Annotated in this window: 21 protein-coding genes; 11 read left to right on the plus strand and 10 right to left on the minus strand. The window is 36.4% G+C overall.

The genetic code is table 11. The annotated features are described in order from the left end of the window. Nucleotides 1-9: 9 nt before the first annotated feature. A complete protein-coding gene (def, locus tag AB1278_RS20245) occupies nt 10-582 on the minus strand; it encodes a peptide deformylase (RefSeq protein WP_110009647.1) in 573 nt (190 codons plus the stop codon). Then, on the minus strand, nt 579-995 hold the full coding sequence (gene ruvX, locus AB1278_RS20250) for a Holliday junction resolvase RuvX (RefSeq protein ID WP_202843711.1): 417 nt from the start codon (nt 993-995) through the stop codon (nt 579-581). Before ruvX ends, def begins: the two co-directional genes overlap by 4 nt. A 115-nt stretch (nt 996-1,110) precedes the next feature. Here ruvX and AB1278_RS20255 point away from each other — a divergent pair, with 115 nt between their 5' ends. Then, on the plus strand, nt 1,111-1,587 hold the full coding sequence (locus tag AB1278_RS20255) for a SixA phosphatase family protein (RefSeq protein WP_110009649.1): 477 nt from the start codon (nt 1,111-1,113) through the stop codon (nt 1,585-1,587). Further along, the gene (locus AB1278_RS20260) at nt 1,568-2,461 is read left to right on the plus strand and encodes an archaemetzincin (protein ID WP_202843713.1); all 894 of its coding nucleotides are present in this window, start codon (nt 1,568-1,570) and stop codon (nt 2,459-2,461) included. The genes AB1278_RS20255 and AB1278_RS20260 overlap by 20 nt, the downstream gene beginning before the upstream one ends. A gap of 324 nt (nt 2,462-2,785) precedes the next feature. On the opposite strand, the gene AB1278_RS20265 is transcribed toward AB1278_RS20260, so the two are convergent. After that, the gene (locus AB1278_RS20265; RefSeq protein ID WP_429816652.1) at nt 2,786-4,330 is read right to left on the minus strand and encodes a serine hydrolase; all 1,545 of its coding nucleotides are present in this window, start codon (nt 4,328-4,330) and stop codon (nt 2,786-2,788) included. Between the two features lie 88 nt (nt 4,331-4,418). On the opposite strand from AB1278_RS20265, the gene AB1278_RS20270 reads away from it, so the two are divergent. The 5 genes from AB1278_RS20270 to AB1278_RS20290 all read left to right on the plus strand — a co-directional run bounded on the left by AB1278_RS20270 (nt 4,419) and on the right by AB1278_RS20290 (nt 7,434). After that, nucleotides 4,419-4,886 carry a hypothetical protein gene (locus tag AB1278_RS20270; RefSeq protein WP_202843717.1) on the plus strand — a complete coding sequence of 156 codons (468 nt, stop codon included), beginning with the start codon at nt 4,419-4,421 and terminating at the stop codon, nt 4,884-4,886. A 58-nt stretch (nt 4,887-4,944) separates the two neighbouring features. After that, nucleotides 4,945-5,442 carry a metallophosphoesterase family protein gene (locus AB1278_RS20275; protein WP_429816655.1) on the plus strand — a complete coding sequence of 166 codons (498 nt, stop codon included), beginning with the start codon at nt 4,945-4,947 and terminating at the stop codon, nt 5,440-5,442. Nucleotides 5,443-5,553: 111 nt separating this feature from the next. Continuing rightward, nucleotides 5,554-6,048 (plus strand): Smr/MutS family protein, encoded by a 495-nt coding sequence (locus tag AB1278_RS20280; RefSeq protein ID WP_343643531.1) that lies wholly within the window; start codon nt 5,554-5,556, stop codon nt 6,046-6,048. Nucleotides 6,049-6,066: 18 nt separating this feature from the next. Continuing rightward, complete coding sequence (locus AB1278_RS20285; protein WP_110011729.1) at nt 6,067-6,783, plus strand: DUF3822 family protein; 717 nt, start codon at nt 6,067-6,069, stop codon at nt 6,781-6,783. A 78-nt stretch (nt 6,784-6,861) separates the two neighbouring features. Beyond that, on the plus strand, nt 6,862-7,434 hold the full coding sequence (locus AB1278_RS20290; RefSeq protein WP_062675611.1) for an RsmD family RNA methyltransferase: 573 nt from the start codon (nt 6,862-6,864) through the stop codon (nt 7,432-7,434). On the opposite strand, the gene AB1278_RS20295 is transcribed toward AB1278_RS20290, so the two are convergent. Next, nucleotides 7,431-7,778 carry a winged helix-turn-helix transcriptional regulator gene (locus AB1278_RS20295; RefSeq protein WP_034693356.1) on the minus strand — a complete coding sequence of 116 codons (348 nt, stop codon included), beginning with the start codon at nt 7,776-7,778 and terminating at the stop codon, nt 7,431-7,433. The genes AB1278_RS20290 and AB1278_RS20295 overlap by 4 nt on opposite strands. A gap of 84 nt (nt 7,779-7,862) precedes the next feature. Here AB1278_RS20295 and AB1278_RS20300 point away from each other — a divergent pair, with 84 nt between their 5' ends. After that, nucleotides 7,863-8,462 (plus strand): nitroreductase family protein, encoded by a 600-nt coding sequence (locus AB1278_RS20300; RefSeq protein WP_202843725.1) that lies wholly within the window; start codon nt 7,863-7,865, stop codon nt 8,460-8,462. A 77-nt stretch (nt 8,463-8,539) separates the two neighbouring features. Here AB1278_RS20300 and murI read toward each other — a convergent pair whose 3' ends face one another. The 5 genes from murI to AB1278_RS20325 all read right to left on the minus strand — a co-directional run bounded on the left by murI (nt 8,540) and on the right by AB1278_RS20325 (nt 13,838). Next, nucleotides 8,540-9,370, minus strand: coding sequence for a glutamate racemase (murI, locus tag AB1278_RS20305; RefSeq protein WP_137905466.1), 831 nt, complete (start codon nt 9,368-9,370; stop codon nt 8,540-8,542). Between the two features lie 60 nt (nt 9,371-9,430). Next, the gene (gene hemW, locus AB1278_RS20310) at nt 9,431-10,555 is read right to left on the minus strand and encodes a radical SAM family heme chaperone HemW (protein WP_429816660.1); all 1,125 of its coding nucleotides are present in this window, start codon (nt 10,553-10,555) and stop codon (nt 9,431-9,433) included. Between the two features lie 51 nt (nt 10,556-10,606). Continuing rightward, nucleotides 10,607-11,557: a PorP/SprF family type IX secretion system membrane protein gene (locus tag AB1278_RS20315; protein WP_110011724.1), complete on the minus strand. Its 951-nt coding sequence runs from the start codon at nt 11,555-11,557 to the stop codon at nt 10,607-10,609. Nucleotides 11,558-11,608: 51 nt separating this feature from the next. Then, nucleotides 11,609-12,682 carry an RluA family pseudouridine synthase gene (locus tag AB1278_RS20320; protein WP_171006329.1) on the minus strand — a complete coding sequence of 358 codons (1,074 nt, stop codon included), beginning with the start codon at nt 12,680-12,682 and terminating at the stop codon, nt 11,609-11,611. A gap of 73 nt (nt 12,683-12,755) precedes the next feature. Next, nucleotides 12,756-13,838: a PASTA domain-containing protein gene (locus AB1278_RS20325; protein ID WP_411414441.1), complete on the minus strand. Its 1,083-nt coding sequence runs from the start codon at nt 13,836-13,838 to the stop codon at nt 12,756-12,758. 156 nt (nt 13,839-13,994) lie between these two features. Between AB1278_RS20325 and AB1278_RS20330 the strand changes: the two genes are divergently transcribed. The 3 genes from AB1278_RS20330 to AB1278_RS20340 all read left to right on the plus strand — a co-directional run bounded on the left by AB1278_RS20330 (nt 13,995) and on the right by AB1278_RS20340 (nt 16,277). Then, nucleotides 13,995-14,978: a D-alanine--D-alanine ligase gene (locus AB1278_RS20330; protein WP_429816665.1), complete on the plus strand. Its 984-nt coding sequence runs from the start codon at nt 13,995-13,997 to the stop codon at nt 14,976-14,978. An 88-nt stretch (nt 14,979-15,066) separates the two neighbouring features. Continuing rightward, a complete protein-coding gene (gene coaD / locus AB1278_RS20335; RefSeq protein ID WP_047428484.1) occupies nt 15,067-15,531 on the plus strand; it encodes a pantetheine-phosphate adenylyltransferase in 465 nt (154 codons plus the stop codon). Nucleotides 15,532-15,641: 110 nt separating this feature from the next. Beyond that, nucleotides 15,642-16,277, plus strand: a complete 636-nt coding sequence (locus AB1278_RS20340; RefSeq protein WP_047428487.1) for a trimeric intracellular cation channel family protein — start codon at nt 15,642-15,644, stop codon at nt 16,275-16,277. Nucleotides 16,278-16,360: 83 nt separating this feature from the next. Here AB1278_RS20340 and AB1278_RS20345 read toward each other — a convergent pair whose 3' ends face one another. After that, nucleotides 16,361-16,930, minus strand: coding sequence for a hypothetical protein (locus AB1278_RS20345; protein ID WP_110011721.1), 570 nt, complete (start codon nt 16,928-16,930; stop codon nt 16,361-16,363). Nucleotides 16,931-17,005 lie beyond the last annotated feature (75 nt).

Raw genomic sequence — 17,005 nt, forward strand, 5'->3', positions numbered from 1 at the left:
CTTGTTTAATTATTTTGGAAATCTCATTTTGTAACCGATGTTTACGTCACCCTGAGAGATTTTCGTCAGCTTACCTTTTACCAGTTTCTTCTTCAGAGCACTCAGGTGGTCGGTAAATAAAATCCCTTCAATGTGGTCATATTCATGCTGAATTACGCGGGCTCTAATATCGGAAAAAGTTTCTGTATGTTTCACAAAATTTTCGTCATAATATTCAATAACGATTGTTCCTTTTCTTTTCACATCTTCTCTTACATCCGGAATAGAAAGGCAGCCCTCATTGAACTTCCATTCTTCACCTGATTCTTCAAGAATCTGAGCGTTGATAAATACTTTTTTGAACTCTGCCAACTCATCTTTAATATCTTCATAATCCTCATCTTCTGCAAGAGGCGTCACATCTATTACAAACAGACGGATGTCCAAACCAATCTGTGGCGCTGCAAGACCTATGCCATTTGCGCTGTACATGGTTTCGAACATGTTATCTATCAGTTCCTGTAATTCGGGATAGTCTTTGTCTATATCTTTTCCTACTTTTCTCAAAACAGGATCCCCAAAAGCTCTTATCGGTAATATCATCTTAATCTTTGTTCTAAAAAATTTTGCAATATAATTGTTGCGCTTACTTTATCTATTAATCCTTTTTCCTGCCTCTTTTTCTTGTTTTTTCCACTTTGGGAAATAAAAAAAGAAGCCATTTTGGATGTAAATCTTTCATCGAAACGGTGAACTGCAATATCCGAAAATTCTTTTTTAAACTCTTCTATAAATTTTAAAATATCGGTTTCCACTTCCGAAACATTTCCTTTCAAATCTATGGGAAGTCCAATCACTACTTCATCTACCTTATTTTCACTGAAATATTTTTTCAAAAATTCCATTAAAAAACGGTTCTCTACAGTCTCCAGTCCACTGGCTATAATCTGCATATCATCGGTTGCAGCGATACCACAACGAGCCTTTCCGTAGTCTATTGCAAGGATTTGTCCCATAAGTCTGCAAATTTAGTAAAATTTACTGATTTTATTCATAACGCAGTTTTTTTATATAAATCATGTTTTATTCCATTATTTTTTTTATAATTTTAATCTTCCAAAAAACAATTATATGAAGAAACTCATCCTCGTAAGACATGCGAAAAGCGACTGGCCGGAGGAAACGGAGGACTTTGACAGACCTTTGGCAGACAAAGGTTTGGAGGATGCTATGCACATGTCCAGATTCCTGAAAAGCAATAATATTTCTATTGATCATTTTGTGTCCAGCCCTGCGGTACGTGCACTGAATACCTGTAAAATTTTCAATCAGGCCTATCAACTGAACTGTGCTACTGATGAAAAATTGTATAATCCTTCTGAAAGAAGCTTTGAATCTGTAATTTATGATCTGGATGACAACCTGAATTCGGTTGCATTCTTCTCTCACAATAATGGAATTTCCAATTTTGCCAATTCTATTTCTGAGGATATTTTCCATTTTCCCACCTGCGGAGTGGCGGGTTTTGAGGTAGACTGTGATTCCTGGTCAGAGTTCGACGGTGCCAAAAAGAAACTGCTATTCTTTTATGAGCCCGGGAAAATATAACTTTACTTCTTTACTTTTTTATGTCTCAATATTGATCCTTCTTTTCTCATGTCAGAAACAGAAGAAAACCTACTATGAATCTATTGCACTGAATGATATAAAACTTTCCTCTTCTCCAAAACCCGGAAGCTGGCGGTATAATCATGAGGAACATTTCCAGACATTTGCAGATTTTCAGAAATTAAAAAAGATAAAACCTGCACCTGGAAAGAACACCATTTATCTTCAGCCCATCGGGAAGTTTGATGAACTTCAGAAAAAAGAAATAGCACTTACCCAACACTATTTAAAAATCTATTTTCAGCTGGAAACAAAGGTTCTTCCTGTTTTGCCCAATACTATTTTCCCTGAAAAAGTTAAAAGAATTTCAAAGGAAGGACATGAACAGGTTCTTGCAGGATATGTACTGGACAGTATTCTGATCAAAAGAAAACCTAAAGATGCTATTGTATTAATGGGTATTACGGAGAAAGACCTTTTTCCATTACCGGAATGGAATTACGTATTCGGACTGGCTTCATATGAGGATGGTGTAGGAGTAACCTCTATATACCGATTTGCAGACGGACAATTAACAGATTCTAATTTTAATAAAAGTCTTTTAAGATTAATAAAAATCAGTTCGCACGAGATCGGGCATATGTTTGGAATCAGCCATTGCCTGAATGCCAATTGTGTGATGAACGGAACCAATTCATTAACGGAAACGGATTATCATCTTGCCAGAGCATGCTCACTCTGCCAGAGAAAACTCAATTCAAGTATCCATTATGACAACAAAAAAAGACTTCTTGAGCTGAAAAATTTCTTTGAAAAGCAACATCTTAACACAGAACTTACGTTAGCAAATCAGGATCTGAATCTTGTACAATAAACCAGCATTCCTATTACCGACTGCCTATTCCCCTCCACCGGAGGGGTGGCGAAAATTCAAAGAATTTTTGACGGGGTGGTCTTTCGGCTAAAGCCACTATCGTTGTAAACATGAAAAACGGGCTTCCTTCTTGAACTGGTGTTCGTAACCTTTCAGCTTATGCTCAGGATGATAGCCCTTTCCTATCGAATCATTTCAGTTCTCATTTTCAATAATCATTAAAATGAGTGCTATCTGTGAATAAATTAGTTGCATTCGTGGTTAACAAACAAAAAAAGAACGGACCCAGGCCCGTTCTCTATAGAATATTTTATTATCTCTATTTTATTTCTTCTTCAAATCCAGATCATCAAAATCAAAACTGAAATCTGTTACATCAGAAATCGCCTTCAATTTTGCAGATTCTGCTTTTCCGTTTTCATCATAGCTGAAAATAATATAGGCATCCGCATCATAGCTTCTGTCGTCCCATTTGATAATGAAAGAATTATTGGAATAAGGAAGCAGCTCTCCTTTTAATCTTGGAGAGTTTTTGCACGAAATTCTGTAGGTATTTCCCTGTTGTGTAATTTCTACATCACCAAACCATACATCATTGTAAGTTCCTGTAAACTGTTCTGCTTTTGGCTGTAGAGATTTTTCTTTTTTGAAGGCTTCAGATTTTGCAAAAGCATCTTTCTTTTGTTTGCTGAATTCGGCTTCCATTTTAGACATTCTTTCACTATAGGTTTTCAGCCAGTTTCTGTCTGCTACCCCAAGATAAGAATCTTTCACGGTATTGGTAATTGTGTTGAAAGCAGCTCCCGACTGCTGATTTGTTAATACTACAATTCCCAGTTTCATATCCGGAATTAATGTAAACTGTGTTACCGTTCCGATCAATCCACCGGTATGTTGTACCTGTTTATGTCCTTTCACATCACTCAGAAACCATCCTAAACCGTATCCATAGAAACTTGTATCATAAGGATTTTTCGCAGCCACCCTATCCGGAATCTGAAGGCTCCAAAGTTGTTGAACATTCTTATCCGAAACCAGTTTTTTACCATCTTTTGTGGTGAAATTATTTAGGAGACATTCCGCCCACGTGGTCATGTCTTTAATGTTACTCATAATTCCGCCTGCAGCATTGCCCGTTTCGTTCCAGTCGTGGGGAACAGCAATTGCTTTTCCGTCTACCGGAGCATGTGCATCAATTTTATTGGCAACAGCCTTTGCTCTGCTGTAGCTTCCGAAACTTGAAGTCATTCCTACAGGTTTCATAATTCGCTGTTCAATAAATTCCGCCCAGCTTAATCCGGAAATTCTGTGGATAACTTCTCCGGCTACAATAAACATGATATTGTTATAATCCAGTTTTGTTCTGAAAGGATTTTCCGGTTTCAGATACCTCACATTATGCACAATATCATTAACGGTTAAATTTCCTCCTTCCGGAAAAAACATAAGATCTCCCTGTCCAAGTCCTAATCCGGCTCTGTGGGTAACAAGATCCTTGATCGTTATATTTTGAGAAACATAAGGATCATACATTTGAAACTCAGGAATATATTTTGAAACTTTATCATCCCAGTTCAGTTTTCCTTCATCTGCTAAGATGGCTAATGCTGTACAGGTAAAGCCTTTTGAGTTGGAAGCAATCCCTACCAGCGTATTGTCATCCATTGGCTGCTTTGTTGTAAGAGAACGTACCCCAAACCCTTTGGAATAGATCATTTTGCCATCTTTCACAATGCCTACCGACATTCCCGGTACATCAAAGGTTTTCAGGGTATTTTGGATCAGTTCGTCCAGTTTTTTTTCTTCAACCTGCGCATTGGCTAATCCTACGGTTAAAAGAAAAATGAAAAAAGAAAGTTTCTGTTTCATTGTTTATTTTAATTTTCCCAAATTTACTAAATATTAAGAGATGCTAATTTTAGCGTTGTTAAAACTTTACAATAAATCAGTTGTATTCATGAAAAAGCCTATTTGTATCTGTATTTTCTTTCTTTTCACAGTCAGCGGTATCAAAGCCCAGGACAGAACTGCCAATCCTTTGCTTTTGCAAACCTGGAATCTCAGTAAAATGGATACTTATATTTATACTTATGAAAAACAGGATGGTTTTGAATCGAGAAGAGAAGGAATCAGATTTCAGAAAAACGGAAAAATTACAGGAAATCTGATTAAATCAACCTTAAGATATGATACGCTGGAAGAGCCTGTTACCAAAAAAAATGAAAAGCCGGACCGTTACATCGGAAGCTGGAAAAAAGCTTCAGACTCTACAGTAACGTTAGTTTTTCCTTCTAATACTAATATGACCGGCACTTTTGTTATTTCAAAGCTTACGGAGAATCAACTGAAACTGAAAAAGGTTTTCAGTGCGGATATAGAAAAGAAACTGGATTCCATCAGGAAAACAAGAAATATTACCGATTAGGATCTCCTATAAATTGATAAAAGCTTCTTTATATTTGCACTCTTAAAAATGGCAGTACATGACAAAAATTCTTCTTCTTTCCGATTCCCATTCTTATATTGATGACCGTATCCTGGAATATGCTTCTCAGGCTGACGAAGTATGGCATTGCGGAGATTTCGGAAGTCTGGATGTCATTGAACAGCTGGAAAAAATAAAACCTCTGAAGGGCGTTTACGGAAACATTGATAATACCAAAATCCAGGCTGAATTTCCAGAGGTAAACCGTTTCTTTTGTGAAAAGCTGGAAGTTCTGATGATTCACATCGGAGGGTATCCGGGAAAATATACACCACTTACTAAAAAAGAAATGGCAGAAAAGGCTCCGAAATTATTTATTTCCGGTCATTCTCATATTTTGAAAGCGATGTATGATGAGAAAAACAATCTCCTCCATCTGAATCCCGGAGCCTGTGGTAAACAGGGCTGGCATAAAGTGAGAACAATGATGCGCTTTGTGGTGGATGGTGAAGAAATCAGAGATCTTGAAGTGATTGAACTGGGACCGAGAGTATGACAGGCGAAAGGGTTTGAGAGTTTGAGGGTTTAAAGGTAAAGGAGTTTGTGTTCATCCATTTTACTTTCTACCTTTGCACAAATATTGGTTCATACAAACCTTTAAAAAATTATGAAGATCGGTGATAAGGTTTCGGTAGTAGACGAGGATTTAAGCGGGGTAATTACTTCCGTGAAGGTTAATATTGTCGTTTTTAAAGATGAATATGGCTTTACCCATCAATATCCCAAAGAAAAACTGGTTCCGAAAGATGCTGATCTGTATGAAAATATAAGAGTTGTAAGAAAAGCAGAACCTAAAAAAATCATTTCCAAGAAACATCAGAAAAATCATTTGGTTTTAGACCTGCATTTTCATAATTTGGTAAAGAATCCCAATGACTATGACAGCTTTGAAAGATTGTTTATACAAAAGGAAAAACTGATTGAAGTGATTGAGTTTTGCAGAAAAAACAACCTGAAGAGACTGGAAATTGTTCACGGTATTGGTGACGGTACTTTACAGAGGATGGTTCGGGATGTATTGGAAAGCCAGGTTAATATTGATTTTTATAATAAGGAAATACTTCACCATCAATCGGGTGCGGTAATGGTAGAATTTCACTAAATTTGCAGGAATTGAAATATGAACGTACTTAATTTACTTTTTACCAAAGACGGATTGATCTGCCAGATTGTTAAAAACAAAAACATTCTGGAGGAAAAGTCTTATTTCGTTACTGAAGAGACACCAGCCAATCTTATTGACCAAAAGCTGGACGAAGTTCTTATTAAGCAGCGCTACGACGAGATCCATGTGATTTCAGCATTGAATCATTTTACCCTGATGCCGGAAGGCTTCTCTGAGCATGAGGCAGGATTTGATCTGATTGCTTTCAACGCTCCGACTGACAGAGAAAAAGAAGAGCTGATGCTTTCGATCAACAAAAAATTCAATATTCAGTTTTATTATACTTTCCCGAAAAACTATTATAAGAAAATAAAAGAGCTGGCATTACCGGTTCATTTTAATTTCTCCGGGGAAAAGTTTCTAAGTTCGATCAATAATAAAACCAGTAAGGAAATTCATATTAATCTGTACCATAACCAGTGTGAATTTTTTGCGATCGATAATAAGAAAATTATTCTTTATAATAACCTGGATGTCAATTCTGAAGTAGATTTCCTTTACTTCATTATGTTTACATTGAGCAAGATAGGTTTCGGAATCAATGAAACCAGTTTTTATGCTTATGGAGAAACTACGGAAAATGAAACGTTTATTTCCGAACTTCAGAAATTTGTTAAAAACCTGAAAATTGTTTTTGACAATATTCCCAACAAAAATTTTATACTTAATTAGGTTACAGGCTGCAGGTAACAGCAATTAAAACACATTCACCTGCCTCCTATAATCTACTACCTAAACCCTAACAACAATATGTTCAGAATCATATCAGGCAAATGGAAAGCCAAAAAAATTGCCGCTCCTAAAAACTTTGAAGTAAGACCTACCACCGATTTTGCGAAAGAGGCTTTATTCAGCATTCTGGAAAATAAATACGATATGCAGTCGATTTCCGTACTTGATCTTTTTGCAGGAATTGGCTCTATCACCTTTGAATTTGCTTCCAGAGGATGTCAAAATGTAACGTCTGTAGAATTGAATCCGAAGCATACCGCCTTTATAAACACCACTGCATCTGAGCTTGACATGGCACTTCAGATCAATGTACAGCGAGGAGATGTTTTCGACTGGCTAAAAAAATTCAGAAATAAAAAATCTTTTGAGATTGTTTTTTCTGATGCTCCTTTTGAAATGGAAGAGAAAAAATACCACGAGCTGATTTCTCTTGTTTTAAACAATAAATACCTTAAGGAAAACGGAGTTCTTATTGTAGAGCACCAAAGTCGTATGAAACTTGACCATCCCAATTTAATAGATACCCGAAAATACGGAAACGTAAGTTTCAGTTTTTTTGAACCCAATAAAGAAGATAATCAGGAACTTTAATTCCTGATTATTTTTTTGGAGATAACCGGAGACTCTTCACCCCATTTTGTTATGGCTTCCAAAACAGGTAAAAGCGTCTTTCCAAAGTCCGTTAATTCATATTCTACCACTAAAGGAGGTTTTTCTGTAAAAACTTTTCTGTCAACAATTCCATCTTCCTCCAATTGCTTTAGCTGCAAACTCAATGTTCTTTCCGTAATGGTAGGAATAGACTTTCTTATCTCGTTATAGCGCTTAGCACCGCCAATAAGGTGATGTAAAATTACTGCTTTCCATTTCCCTCCGATAAATTTCATCGTAACGCTGGTACAGCAGGGATAGGATTTATTATCTATTGTATACATTTTTATACTATCATTTTTTACCGTTATTGCAAAGTTAGGAAACTTAAATTAATTTTGTAACTATAAAAATGATAGTATAAAATTATGAACTTTTTAGACCAAATGAAAAACAGGTATACTGTAAAAAAGTATAATCCACAGGGAAAAATCAGTGAAGAACAAATTGCAATGCTTCAGGAGATTTTAAACTTAAGTCCTTCCTCCATTAACAGCCAGCCATGGAATTTTATTTTCGTTAATGATCCGCAACTGAAAAAGGAATTGGGTGACAAGTCTTATTTTAATAAAGAAAAAGTACTGGATAGTAGTCATGTAATTGTTTTTCAAGTGATCAGAAATATAGAAAACTTTGAAAAGCAAATTGAAGAAAACCTTCCTGAAGGTTCTGTTAATTATTACCGAACGATGGTAAAACCTAAGGGAGAAGAAGCAATAAAATCATGGCTTGGTCATCAGGTATATTTATCATTAGGAGTTCTTTTGTCTGCATGCGCAGCAATGGGAATAGATTCTACTCCAATGGAAGGAATTGAACCGGAGGGTTATGATGCTGTTCTGAATAATGAAAAATATGAAACCTTATTTGCCGTAGCCATCGGACAGAGAGATGAAGCAGATGCTAATCAGCCGAAATTCAATCCGAAGAAAAGGCTGAATGCTGAAAAAGTAATTATAGAGGCGTAACATAAACACAAATTTCACAATCTCTTTCACAAAGGCCTAATAAAAAAGTCTGCTTCAATATGAGGCAGACTTTTTATTTATAATACTTTCAATTCTAAGTCAATGGATTTTCCGAAGAACTTCTTTGAAATTTTCTCAAAATTCTTGGTAATATCCGAAAGATAGAAATGATAATTAGGCTTTGAGTTATGATCATGTAAAAGATTATACTTATCAAGAATGATCTTCAGATGATTGGCTACAATATTCGGAGAGTCAATAACACGGACTCTGTTTCCATAATACTGTTTAATCTCATCAATTAAAAGAGGATAATGCGTACAGCCAAGAATCAGAGTTTCAATATTTTTTAATTTATTATTACTTAAATAATTATAAATAATAGCATGGGTGATGGGATGGTTTTTAAACCCTTCTTCAATAGCAGGAACCAATAATGGTGTTGCCAGTTCGTCTACTTTGATCCATTTATTATGCTTTCGGATACTCTTTTTGTAGAGCCCTGAATTTACGGTTGCTTTGGTAGCAATTACGCCTACATTATTATGGATTTCATATGATACTTTTTCAGCCACAGGATTAATAACGTCTATGACAGGAACTCTTCCTGCAACGGACTGCATCACTTCATTCAAAGCATTTGCCGTTGCCGTATTACAGGCAATTACAATCGCTTTACAGTTCTGCTCAAGCAGGAAATTGGTGATCTTTGTAGAATATTCAATAATCGCATCTTTGGATTTTTCTCCATAAGGAAGGTGCTTTGTATCTCCAAAATAGATCAGATCTTCGTTAGGAAGAAGTCTCTTGATTTCTTTGGCAACGGTAAGACCTCCTACTCCGCTGTCGAAAATTCCGATAGGCTGGTTGGGTGAAAGATGTGAATAATCTTGTTTTTTTGTTTTCAAATGAGTTGAAATTTTATACAAAAATAGTGAATTTTATGGCATGCTGTATACATACAAACATTATACAATAAACAAATCCGAAGCAATTCCGTCTGCCATAAACCAATGTTTTTCAGGAATTTTTAAATGTTCATTCTCAATGATTAAAATACCTTCCTCCATTTTAGCTTTGATTTCTCTATGAAAATGTTCTAACAATCTCTCTGAAAATTTATTTTTTAAACTTTCCAGATCTACACCCCAGATGGTTCGTAAGCCTATCATAATCATTTCATTAAACTGATCTTCCTGGGAAAGAATTTCTTCTTCTTTGGCAAGAAGTTTATCATTCAGTTTTTTGATGTACTGCTGATTATTGGCGACATTCCAGCTTCGGACATCAAATCCGTTATAGGAATGTGCTGACGGTCCTATTCCAAGATATTCATTGTATTTCCAGTAAGCAGAATTGTGTCGTGAGTAAAAACCAGGTTTGGCAAAATTGGAAACTTCATAATGTTCAAAACCATGATCTTTTAAAAAGTCGGATAGATAATAGAATTCCCTGTTTTGCTCTTCTTCCCGGGGACTTTTTACTTTCCCTTTGGAGATCCAGTTTTCTAAAGCTGTCTTAGGCTCAACAGTTAATGCATAAGATGAAATATGGGGAACTTCCAGAGCGATGGTTTTATTCAGATTTTCTTTCCAGATTTCAAGATTGGATGTGGGCGAACCATAGATCAGGTCAATACTCAGGTTTTCAAAACCGGAATCCTGAGCCCGTTTGATGGAGCTTTCTGCTTCTGAAGCACTGTGAGCCCTGTTCATCAGTTTCAGATCTTCTTCAAAAAAGCTTTGTGTGCCAATGGACAATCTGTTTACAGGTGTTCCGGCAAGCTGTTTTAAAAAATTTTTATCTAAATCATCGGGATTGGCTTCCAAGGTAACTTCTATATCTTTTTCAAAACTGAAATACCGTAATACTTCGTCTATTAAAGAATTAATTTCATCCACAGAAAGAATAGAAGGAGTTCCTCCTCCGAAATACAGGGATTTCAGGTTTTTGTTCTGCAATTCATCTTTTCTCAGCAGTATTTCAGTTTTCATGGCACGAAGCATTTGATCCTTGAAATTCAGGGATGTTGAAAAGTGAAAGTTGCAGTAACTGCATTTTTGTTTACAGAACGGAATGTGAATATATATCATAAAAAAAGCTCTGAAAAATTTCAGAGCTCAAATTTATTTAAATTAAATTAATTAGTATCTAAATCCTCTAGCATTAATAAAGTTGTCGAAGTTATATCCAAGACCGATCATGAAGCTGTTTCCTCCATAGCTCTGGATATCAGATAATCCAAGGTTATAAGTAGCTCCGATCATGAATTTGTTGAATCTTACCTTTACAATTGGAGAGATACTCAGGTCCTGATTGTCAAATCTGTTCTGAACCGTTCTGTAGCTTACCCCGAAAGAGAATGCGTTGATATCGTTAGAGAATGTCGCCATCAGGTTCCAGTCGATCATTCTTGTTGAATTTGTGTTAAGGTTGATCAATGCTGACGGTGCAATGGTAATATTATCAGCAATGTTCCAGTTGTATCCTAAATTTAAGAAGAATTTAATTGGAGAAGGCTCGTAGTTGTTTACGATAGAGGCATCATTACTTAATGCGATATCATTTACGGAAACACCCCCGAATAATCCTCTGTAGGTAGCGGCCAAACCGAAGTTGGCATACACCATGAAGATGTTACTTTCTTCACCTCTCAATAATGGGTCTCCTCCTTCTTCAGTATTGATTTTTGAATAATCAAAATTCATGTTATAGAAGTTAACACTTGTACCGAAAGAGAACTGGTCTTTTCTGTCTCCTTCACTACTTAGCGGAATAAAATATGAAGCACCAGCCGTGATACCACCCGCAGAGATCGGTCCGTTACTGTCTCTGAATACGGAAATACCAGCACCTACTCTATCAAAGATATTCGCATTGATCCCGATTGACTGCACATTCGGAGAATTACTAAATTTTGAAAATTGTTGTTGATAATTGGCGTTGAGCTGTACGTAATCTGTTTTTCCGTATTGAGCTGGGTTGAACAGGAACTCACCATCCAAAAGATATTGCTGATAGTATGGTAGTGATTCTTGTGCTTTGTATGCATTTGACAAAAGAGCTAAACATACGATAGCATATAGTTTTCTCATAACAAATCTTGATTTCAATTCAACAAATATAAAAAAAATCTCAATATATTTTTAGTTTTCCAAATAATTTCTCCATTTTTTTACAGCATCCGCCATATCTTTGGGCATTGGGCTCTCAAAATATAATTCCTTCTTTGTTGTTGGGTGTATAAATCCAAGGGTATGGGCATGAAGGGCATGTCTTGGCAAAATTTCAAAAACATTTTTAATAAATTGCTTGTATTTGGGAAGATTTACCCCTCTCAAAGGTGTATGTCCCTCATATCTTTCATCATTAAACAAAGTATGGCCAATATGTCTGAAATGCGCTCTGATCTGATGGGTCCTCCCCGTTTCCAGCTTACATTCTACCCAGGTCATATATTTGAATCTCTCAAGGACTTTATAATGGGTCACAGCGTGTTTCCCCTGGCTGCCGTCTTCATAAACGGACATCTGCATTCTGTTTTTAGGATGTCTTCCGATGTGGCCTCTGATGGTCCCCTCATCATCCTGCATATTTCCCCACACAAAAGCCCAGTACAGTCTCTTTGTAGTTCTGTTAAAGAACTGTTTGGCAAGGAAGCTCAATGCATATTCATTCTTGGCAATCACCAACAGTCCTGATGTATCTTTATCAATCCTGTGTACAAGCCCTACTCTGTCAAGATCGGATTTCTCACCGTTCTTTTCAAAATGGAAAGCAAGCGCATTCACCAATGTTCCGTCCCAGTTTCCGAATCCGGGGTGTACTACCATTCCTGCTTCTTTATCTACTACTACAAGATCATCATCTTCATAAACAATATTCACCGGAATATCCTGTGGAATTATGACATTCTCTCTTGGAGGGTGCGTAAGCAAAACTGAAATCTGATCTCCCGGTTTCACCCGGTAATTCTGTTTCACCGCAGTTCCGTTCACGATAACATTTCCGGCTCTGCAGGTCTGTGAAATTTTATTCCTTGAAGAATTCTGTCTGTATATTAAAAGGAACTTATCAATTCTTAATGGTTCCTGTTTACTGTCAACAGTGATATTAAGATGTTCATATAAACCTTTATTTTCCTCATCAATATCGATGTTTTCGATACTGTTGGAATCTAATAATTCTTCATCTAAAAAATCTTCGTTATCTTCTGACATTGTTTTATATTTTTTACACAAAAGGCCTCAACATTTTGCAGTTGAAGCCTGTATTTTTGATATTAATCTGATTTTATTCTACGACAACCTTCTTAGCTTTCGGCTTTTGTGAAGGCTGCTGAGTGGTTGTTGCAGCCGGCTTGGCTGTACTTCCTGCTGCAGAGGTAGTGGTGGAAGTTTTAGGCTTCTCTGTACTTTGGGCTGCAGGTTTAGAAGTGGTAGTCTGAGGTTTTGGAGTCTCAGTTTTCGGTACTTCAGGTTTTGGAGTTTCTCTTCTAGGAGCTGGTACTACCGGAGCTTCATAACTTGGCTCACTATGTACTTCTTCATATCGTACCGGAGGAAGTGAAGTATCTACTTTCATACGATAGATAGAATTCAGCTGCTCTACTTTAGCTCTTAATTCGGCAGGAGTCCTCTTACTTGCCCAAAGATCGATCTGCATTCCCTGATCACGAACATCACCGGAAGCAGGATCCTGATAATAGATAATATCAGACTCATCTTTACCTCCATCTTCATGCTCTACCAATCCTACTTCAAACATACTTTTGGTAATGACAGCTCTTGCTTCTTTTACTGTAAGTCCTACAACATTAGGAATCGAGATATTTCTCATCGGCCCGGATCCTACTACCACATCAATAGTAGAGAATCTTGGTAAACGGGTACCCGGATTTACCGCATTTCCTTTATATAATATTCTTAAAAGAGCATCTTTCTGAATACTAGGCTCATAAATCGTATCTCCGATTTTAAGGCCTACCTGATCCAATCTCTGGAATGCCAGTCCTGAATATTTATTGATCACATTCGGCACCGCAATAGGAGCCCATGTTCTCGGATTTACTTTTAGCGTTACCGTTCTTCCGTCTTTTACACGGGAACCTGGCGCAGGATATACCTGCAATACCTGGAATGGTCTGTATTTAGGATCATAATTGGCACTGTCTACTTCATATTCCAGCCCCGTATCATCTAATATTTTAACGGCATCATGCACTGATTTATTTACAACATTGGGAACAGGAATTTCCTGACCGTGATTAGTATGGTACTCCAACCAGCGAAATGTAAGCCATACAAGCCCCACGAAAACACCGATGGCTACTACTAAATTCAGTAAAACTTTCCAATTGAAAAGTGATTTAAGCATACTTAAAAATACTTTAATTATAACCGCAAATATAGCTAATAATTTTAGAATGGACTTTTTATTTAACACAATTCATTTTTGATTTTAAAATTTGCCGATTTCCCATATTGCATTGCATAAAATGATTAAATTTGCCTTAATTGATACTATATGGTTATGAATAAAAAAAGTGTTGCCGTAGTAATGGGAGGCTATTCCGATGAATATGTTGTTTCCTTAAAAAGCGGACAATTGATTTATGATTCTCTGGACAGAAATCTCTATGATGTATATAAGGTAGTAGTCCTTAAAGATGAATGGTATTTTTTAGGGGAAAATGACACAAAATATGCCATCAACAGAGGAGATTTTTCTGTGACTTTAGATAATGGTGAAAACTTAAAATTTGATGTTTGTTTCAATATCATCCACGGAACTCCGGGAGAAAACGGAGTTCTTCAGGCATATTGGGATGCTATTGGACAAAAATATACAGGCTGCGATTTTTATCAGAGTGCTCTTACTTTCAATAAAAAAGACACTCTTGCCGTATTATCAAAATACGGAATTCCTTCTGCTAAAAGTATTTATTTAAGAAAAGGGGAAGACATCAATGTGGATGAAATTGTAGCAGAATTGAATCTCCCACTATTTGTAAAACCTAACCAGTCCGGTTCTTCTCTGGGAATTTCAAAAGTAAAAGAAAAATCAGAACTTATTGCTGCCACTGAAATTGCATTCAAGGAAGATGACGAAATCCTGATCGAAAGTTTCTTAGATGGAATGGAAGTTTCCGTAGGCGTTATTGATTTTAAAGGAGAAACCATTGTTTTGGGAATCACAGAAATTGTTCCTACCAATGAGTTTTTTGATTATGAGGCAAAATATGAAGGTGCTTCTGAAGAAATTACACCGGCAAGAATTGACGAGGAAACCACAAAAAGAGTGGAAGAAATCGCTAAAAGAGCTTATAATTCATTAGGAATGAGTGGTTTTTCCAGAAGTGAATACATTCTGATGAACGGAATTCCTTATATGCTTGAAATGAATACCAACCCAGGATTCTCTCCTGCAAGTATTCTTCCTCAACAGGCAAGGCATTATGGAATTTCCATCATGGATCTGTGTGGAAATGAAGTTGAAAAAGCACTTAATAAATAAATAGAAGTTAGAAATTAGAGGTTAGAAGTTAGAGATTGAATACACTTTTAACAAATAATTCACTACTCAAAATCATAACTCGTACAACATGAAAATTGCTGTTTTCCCAGGGTCTTTTGACCCTATTACACTAGGACATTACGACATTATAGAAAGAGCGGCACCGCTATTTGATAAATTAATCATTGCTATAGGGCAAAATTCTCAGAAAAAATATATGTTCCCTCTTGAAAAAAGAATGGAATTTATCCAGAATTCTGTAGCAGAATTTCCCAATGTGGAAGTAGATTATTTTGAAGGACTTACCGTTGATTACTGTTTTGAAAAAAACGCACAATACATCATCAGAGGACTGAGGAATCCGGCTGATTTCGAGTTTGAAAAAGCAATTGCCCATACCAACAGAACTTTAGCCCATAAAAAACTGGAAACGGTATTTTTACTGACTTCTTCCGGAAAATCATTCATCAGCAGCAGTATTGTAAGAGAGATCCTTAACCATGGAGGGGAATACGAACTGCTGGTTCCTGAATCCGTGAGAGTAGAGCGATAAAAAAATATAATTGATGAGCGATAAATGATAATTGATATAATGGCCAAGAATTTGCTTAAGCAGAAATCATTCATCAATTATCATTTATCAACAATCATTTATAATTATATATGCACGAACAGTTCAATTTTGCAATAGAAGTCCTTGGGACCATTGCCTTTTCCATGTCCGGAAGTTTTGCAGCAATGCAGAAACGGCTGGATCCGTTCGGGGTGCTTATTATTGCATTTGTAACTTCTGTAGGAGGAGGAACTGTAAGAGACCTGCTGCTTGATATCCCTGTTTTCTGGATGCATGATATTCTGATGTGTACCCTGATTCTGGTGACCAGTATTTTTTCAATGATCTTCAAATCTCTTGAGAAAAACTTTAAAGTCACTTTATTTATCTTCGACAGCTTCGGGCTCGGATTATTTACCATAATTGGTGTACAAAAAGGTTTAAATGCAGGAATTCACCCCATGATCTGTATTGCATTAGGAACCATAACCGGCTGTTTTGGCGGTATCATCCGGGATATATTGCTCAACAGGATTCCTTTGATTTTCAGAAAGGAAATTTATGCTACAGCATGTATTGTGGGAGGAGCTGTATTTCTGTTGATGACCAAATATTCTGTACTTTCCTATACTTTTGTACAAATTCTCACCATTCTCCTTATTGTTGCCATACGGACACTTGCTGTAAAATACCACTGGCAGATGCCTAAATTTTACGGCTATGATCATAATAATTCGGAAATGTAATTTAAAAAGACACTTTTTATCTCCACTATAAAAAACAAAAAGTCCTGAAAAATTCAGGACTTTTATAGTATATGTTAGGATGACTAGAAGAATTTTCCTCTGTTTCTCATATTCGGGTTATGCATATGCTTCTGCATGGTTGGCATTTTCAACTGTTCTTTCATCATTTTGATCTGATCGGTCATCATTCCAGCACTGTCTAATCTCTTTGCTTCTTCCAACAGCTTCTGCCCTTCCTGTTTTCTTCCTTTGGAAATAGCGGCTGCCGCCAGATTCAAAGTAGCCATTGCTCTGTCGTGTTTCATATTCAAACCATATTCCAAAGCTTTCTTCATGAAAGGTTCTACTTTTGCAGGGTGATCCTGAGCTTGTGTCAACCCTGATAAATAGTGGAAATATCCGTATTGAGTCTTATGAAGCTGTGTTTTATAGTCTGTAATTTTTGATAACCATTCTCCGGCTTTCTCCATATTCTGCTTTCTTAATTGCCAGAATGCCAAAAGGATATATTCATTTTTAAAGAATAGCAAGATCGGAAATGCAGCCAAAAGAAAAACAACAATACCCCATCCCAGATTTCTTGTGAAAATCATCATATAAAGTCCTAACAGGATAAGAAGTGCTGCTACTGCAATTTTTATGTATTTATTCATTATTAAATTTTAGAAGTGCAAAGATAATAAATTTAAGGCTTAAAGTTCAAAAAGTCAATGGTGAATGGTCAATTC

It is taken from the genome of Chryseobacterium sp. NRRL B-14798 (assembly GCF_050470705.1).
Classification (GTDB): Bacteria; Bacteroidota; Bacteroidia; order Flavobacteriales; family Weeksellaceae; genus Chryseobacterium; species Chryseobacterium cupriresistens.